The following is a 4,957-nucleotide window of genomic DNA, read 5'->3' on the forward strand; positions in this document are numbered from 1 at the left end:
GTGTCGCTGCAGCTTTACGAACCGGCACCCGATCTGAAACGCGGTAAAACCTGCTGCTCGCTGACCGACGTGATGGACGCCGGGCGGGTCGCAAAAAAACTCGGCATCCCATTCGAAGTGATTGATCTCAGGGAGCGCTTCAAGGAACTGGTGATGGACGATTTCATCGCCGAGTACGCGGCGGGAAGGACTCCCAACCCCTGCGCGCGCTGCAACGACCGCATCAAGTTCGGCATCCTGGCCGAAATAGCGGAGTCGATGGGCGCCGACATCCTCGCCACCGGCCACTACGCCCGCATCGAGCGCGACGCTGCCGGGATCTACCAGTTGATCAAAGGGCGCGACCCCGGCAAAGACCAGACCTACTTCCTGTTCTCCATGAAGCAGCAGCAGCTCGCCCGCACCATCTTCCCGGTGGGCGACCTGGAGAAGCGTGAAACCCGGCAGCTGGCGTCGAAGTTCAACCTGCCAGTGGCCCAGAAGCAGGAAAGCCAGGAGATCTGCTTCATCCCCGATAACGACTACGTTCGCTTCCTGGAGGAAAATGGCGTGGTCCGCACTGCGGGCGACATCGTAGATTCGACTGGAAGGAAGCTGGGCAGCCACGACGGCATCCATAACTACACGATCGGTCAGCGGCGAGGCTTGGGCATCGCCTGGAAGGAACCTCTCTACGTCACGGCCATCGACCGCGAACACGCGCAGGTGGTGGTCGGGCCGCGGGAAGAACTGACGCGGGACCGGCTGTTCGCCTCGGAGACCACCTGGACCAGCGTCCCTATTTCCGGGACCTTTCAGGGGACCTGCAGCATCCGTTACCGCCAGAAACCCTTCCCCTGCCAGGCCACGCTCCTGGAGGACGGTAAGTTGCAGGTTGAGTTCGAGCAGCCACAGCAGGCCGTCACACCGGGGCAGGCAGTGGTACTCTACGACGGCGACCGGGTGGTGGGTGGCGGCTGGATCGACTGACGCAAAAATGCGGCCTCGGCACCTCGCCGTGGCCGCACCCTTGACCGGCAGCTAACCATCCGGGATCTCAGTTGATGTCAGAGGTATCAGGTTGCAACTGGGTGGGGGTATTCCGATGGATCAGCTTCACCTTGAAGACGTCGGCCAGCATCCGGAGGGTGTCCACCACCAAGTTCACCTTTGACCCCGCCTTGCAGTTCCAGTCGACCGGCACCTCGGCAATTTCCAGGGAGAGCCGCCGGGCCAGTAACAGTACTTCCACATCGAACGCGAAGCCGTTCAGGCGCTGGCGCGAGAAGATCTCCTTCACCACTTCCGCTTTGAACATCTTGAAACCACACTGGGTATCGCCGATACCGCTCACGCCGAACAGGTGCACGATGGCGGCGAAGACCTTGCCGATCACCCTGCGGTGCAGACGCCTTTCCACTACCGTCGCACACTCCTCCCCCGATCTTCGCGAGCCGATCGCCACCGGGAAGCCCTCTTCCAGCTTCGCCCTGAGCCTTTCGATTTCCTTCAAGGGTGTGGCACCGTCGGCGTCCATGAACAGCACATGTTTCCCCGATGCGTGCAGCATGCCGGCTCTCACGGCTGATCCTTTGCCAAGGTGCGGGTTGCTGAGCGCGGTGAAGTTTCCGTCGTACTCCTCGAAGATCCTGCAGATCTCCATGGTTTCGTCGGTGCTGCCGTCATCGGCGACGATGATCTCATAGGAGGGGCAGCAGGACTGGCACCACCTGATGGTGGAAAGCACCGTGTTGGCCAGCCGGTTCCTTTCATTGTAGGCGGGGATCACGATGGAAAGATCAACCATTGCGTTGTGGCGAAGCGCGGGATCCTGGACCAACCCATCCAGATGGAACCTGAGAATCCTGAGTTCCAGCCGAAAAAAGGAATCGTCGTCGGAAGGCTCGGCATCGGCCGCTTCTTCACCAGGAGCGGCCACCAGCCAGTGCCAACGTGTGTGGGGCAGCACCAGGGAGGCCACCATAAGCAAGACGATGGATGCCAGTACCCCGAAAAGGTGATCAGCTGCGACGACAGCAGAAAGCTCCGACGGCATCGACAACATGGGCCCACCTCCCTGGCTTTGGTGGCAACCCAATCATTGTATCGACTAATATTAGCGTTTTCAAATTAACGATTGAATTGAGAACGTGCCACGGGTTCCTGGGGAGATCGTAGAAGCACTAACGGAGGCGCAAAATCCCGAAACAGCTTGACAATCTTTCCCATTAGAAGTATAGAGAGGTATTCCTCGTTAGCATGAGGCGTTTGCACAAACAAAGGCTACTGCCCAGAAATGTCGAAAGACGCCAATGGGTAGACCAGGTATTGTCGGCATAAGGCTTTACTTAAGGTAGCTGGTTTTCAATAACCTACGTTGTGCACTGCCGAAAATCTACGAGTGGGGAATTCACTTCGACCAGACAGGCCGTGGGGTTTCCCCATGGTCTTTTTTTATGTCCCGACCGGGACCAGCCACGGAGGTAGTCTAGCACTTTGGACAGTCCGAGTTGTAGCTTACATATCCATCCTCCTTCGATGAACTAACCACCAAGTCCCTCCTCCCCTCCCCGCTTGGTCGTGATTTAGCCTTCATCAAAGGACCATATAACGATCACCAAGCGCGGGAAATTTCGGCCAGACGGCCCACCTTTCCAGCCAGCTTTTCATTGCACCCCACTGCCGGGTATACCGGGACGGCGGACGCGCGTCCGTGCCGTCTGCGCTCGCCCGTGCACGTGCGGAGACAGGAAGCGAAGCCATGACGCCACAGCAACTTTATTTGAGCGCAGTTTTGAAGAAGCCGCTGATCAACGCCGCGGGCCAGAAGCTCGGCACGGTCTGCGATCTCGCCATCACCCCCGACGAGGAATTCCCCATCGTCAGCCAGGTCCTCATCCAGCGCAAGGGGCAGACCTATGCGGTCGGCTGGGACAAGGTGGTGCTCTTCAACCCGACTGTTATCTCGGTCTCTTCTTCCGTCGAGCAGTTGGAGCGCTACCAGGAAACCGGCCACGAAATCCACGTCAAGCGCGACATCCTCGACAAGCAGATCGTGGACGTGAACGGCGCCAAGGTCGTGCGCGTCAACGACCTCAAGCTCGGCCGCCACAAGGACGCCCTTTGCCTGATGTCGGTCGACGTCGGCTTCCGCGGTCTGCTGCGCCGGATGGGGTGCGAGAAGCTGTGGGGGATCGTGCAGAGGGAGATCCCGGAGCGGGAGATCAGTTGGGAATACGTGGGACACCTGGAGGCAAACGCGGCCAAGCTGACACTGACCATGGCCAGGGAGCAGATTTCCGAGATGCACCCGGCCGACCTCGCCCACATCATCTCGCGGGTGCCGATGAAGAACATCCAGACCGTGCTCAACTCGCTGGACGACGAGACGGCCGGCGAGGCGATCCACGAACTGGAGCCGGAACTGAGAAGCCGCGTCATCAGCGAACTTGACAGCGAGCGCGCCTCCGACATCCTCGAGGAGATGTCGCCGGACGAGGCGGCCGACGTGCTGGGGGATCTCTCCGCCGAGAAGGCAGAGGAGCTGCTGGGACTGATGGATGCCGAGGACGCCGAGGAGATCCAGGAACTTCTGGAACACGAGGACGATTCCATAGGCGGCATGATGAACAACAGCTTCATCGCCATCCCGGTCGACATCACGGTGGCCGAGGCGCTCTCCGAGGTAAGGATCCAGGCGCCGGAGGTGGACACCGTCTACTATGCCTACGTGCTGGACCCGGACGAGCGGCCGCTGGGGGTCGTCTCCCTCAAGGAGCTGCTGGTCCATGACGGCGCGCTCCCCGTTGAAGAGGTCATGACCGAGAACCTGAAATGCGTGCAGATCGACGACGACCCGAAGGACATCCTGGAAATCATCGCCAAGTACAACCTGATCGCGGTACCGGTCCTCGATGAGGATGAGAAGATGGTCGGAATTGTCACCGTGGACGACATCCTGGAGCGCTTCCTGCCGCTCGATCTCAAACTAAAGCGGCATCCGGGGTACTAAAAATGTAGCCGGATGAACCGATTGAAGCAGAGCTACAACACTTACCGTCCTGGAGACGTTCGATGAAGATCAACAAGAAAAACATCCTTCTCTTTTTCTCGGTGCTTGGGCCTGGGCTCATCACCGCCAACGTGGACAACGACGCCGGCGGCATCGCCACCTACTCGGTGGCCGGCGCCAGCCTCGGCTACTCGCTGTTATGGACCCTGATCCCGATCACCGTCGCTCTAATCGTGGTGCAGGAGATGTGCGCCCGCATGGGGGCTGTCTCAGGCAAGTCTTTGGCGGACCTGATCCGGGAAAGTTTCGGGGTCAAGGTGACCGCCTACCTGATGTTCTTCCTGTTGCTGGCCAACCTGGGAAACACTGTGGCAGAGTTCGCCGGCTGGGCCGCGGCCATGGAGATCTTCGGGGTGAGCAAGTACATCTCGGTCCCCATAGGCGGCCTGGTCGTCTGGTGGCTGGTCGTGAAGGGGAGCTACAAGTTCGTGGAGAAGGTCTTCCTCTTCGCCTGTACCATCTACCTCACCTACATCGTTTCGGCCTACCTGGCCCACCCCCCCTGGGGAGAGATCATGACCGCCACGGTTACCCCTTCCTTCGAGCTGAAACCGTCCTACCTGATGATGGTGATCGGCGTGGTAGGCACCACCATCGCACCTTGGATGCAGTTCTACATGCAGTCCGCGGTGGTGGAAAAAGGGGTGCGGGTGGAGACCTACAAGGCCTGCCGGTTGGACGTCATCTTCGGCTGCATCATGACCGACGTGGTCGCCTTCTTCATCATCGTCGCCTGCGGCGCCACCATGTTCGTGCACGGCGTCCACATCAACGACGCCAAGGATGCCGCCATGTCGCTGGCACCGCTGGCAGGCAAATACGCCTCAGGACTGTTCGCCATCGGGCTTGCCAACGCCTCGCTGTTCGCAGCCTCCATACTGCCGCTTTCCACCGCCTACTGCGTAT

The 4,957-nt window shown here is 59.8% G+C and carries 4 protein-coding genes and 1 riboswitch; of the genes, 3 read left to right on the plus strand and 1 reads right to left on the minus strand.

Annotation, left to right across the window (positions count from 1 at the left end; translation table 11 throughout):
- Positions 1-969, plus strand: a 969-nt coding sequence (gene mnmA, locus VJ604_RS09030) for a tRNA 2-thiouridine(34) synthase MnmA (RefSeq protein WP_324081747.1), incomplete at its 5' end; no start/stop codon positions are given.
- 67 nt (positions 970-1,036) lie between these two features.
- On the opposite strand, the gene VJ604_RS09035 is transcribed toward mnmA, so the two are convergent.
- Positions 1,037-2,044, minus strand: coding sequence for a dolichyl-phosphate beta-glucosyltransferase (locus VJ604_RS09035; protein ID WP_324081750.1), 1,008 nt, complete (start codon positions 2,042-2,044; stop codon positions 1,037-1,039).
- A gap of 178 nt (positions 2,045-2,222) precedes the next feature.
- A riboswitch (M-box (ykoK) riboswitch) is annotated at positions 2,223-2,392 on the plus strand.
- Positions 2,393-2,761: 369 nt separating this feature from the next.
- On the opposite strand from VJ604_RS09035, the gene VJ604_RS09040 reads away from it, so the two are divergent.
- Both VJ604_RS09040 and VJ604_RS09045 read left to right on the plus strand, forming a co-directional pair.
- On the plus strand, positions 2,762-3,991 hold the full coding sequence (locus VJ604_RS09040) for a magnesium transporter (RefSeq protein WP_324081752.1): 1,230 nt from the start codon (positions 2,762-2,764) through the stop codon (positions 3,989-3,991).
- Between the two features lie 62 nt (positions 3,992-4,053).
- Positions 4,054-4,957 (plus strand): Nramp family divalent metal transporter (locus VJ604_RS09045; RefSeq protein WP_324081754.1); only part of this gene is annotated, 904 nt, incomplete at its 3' end.

This window comes from Geomonas sp. (assembly GCF_035254065.1).
Classification (GTDB): Bacteria; Desulfobacterota; Desulfuromonadia; order Geobacterales; family Geobacteraceae; genus Geomonas.

Excerpts from the sequence above, each read along its gene's own strand:
- VJ604_RS09035 (WP_324081750.1), bottom strand. The coding sequence starts at position 2,044 with ATGTTGTCGATGCCGTCGGAGCTTTCTGCTGTCGTCGCAGCTGATCAC.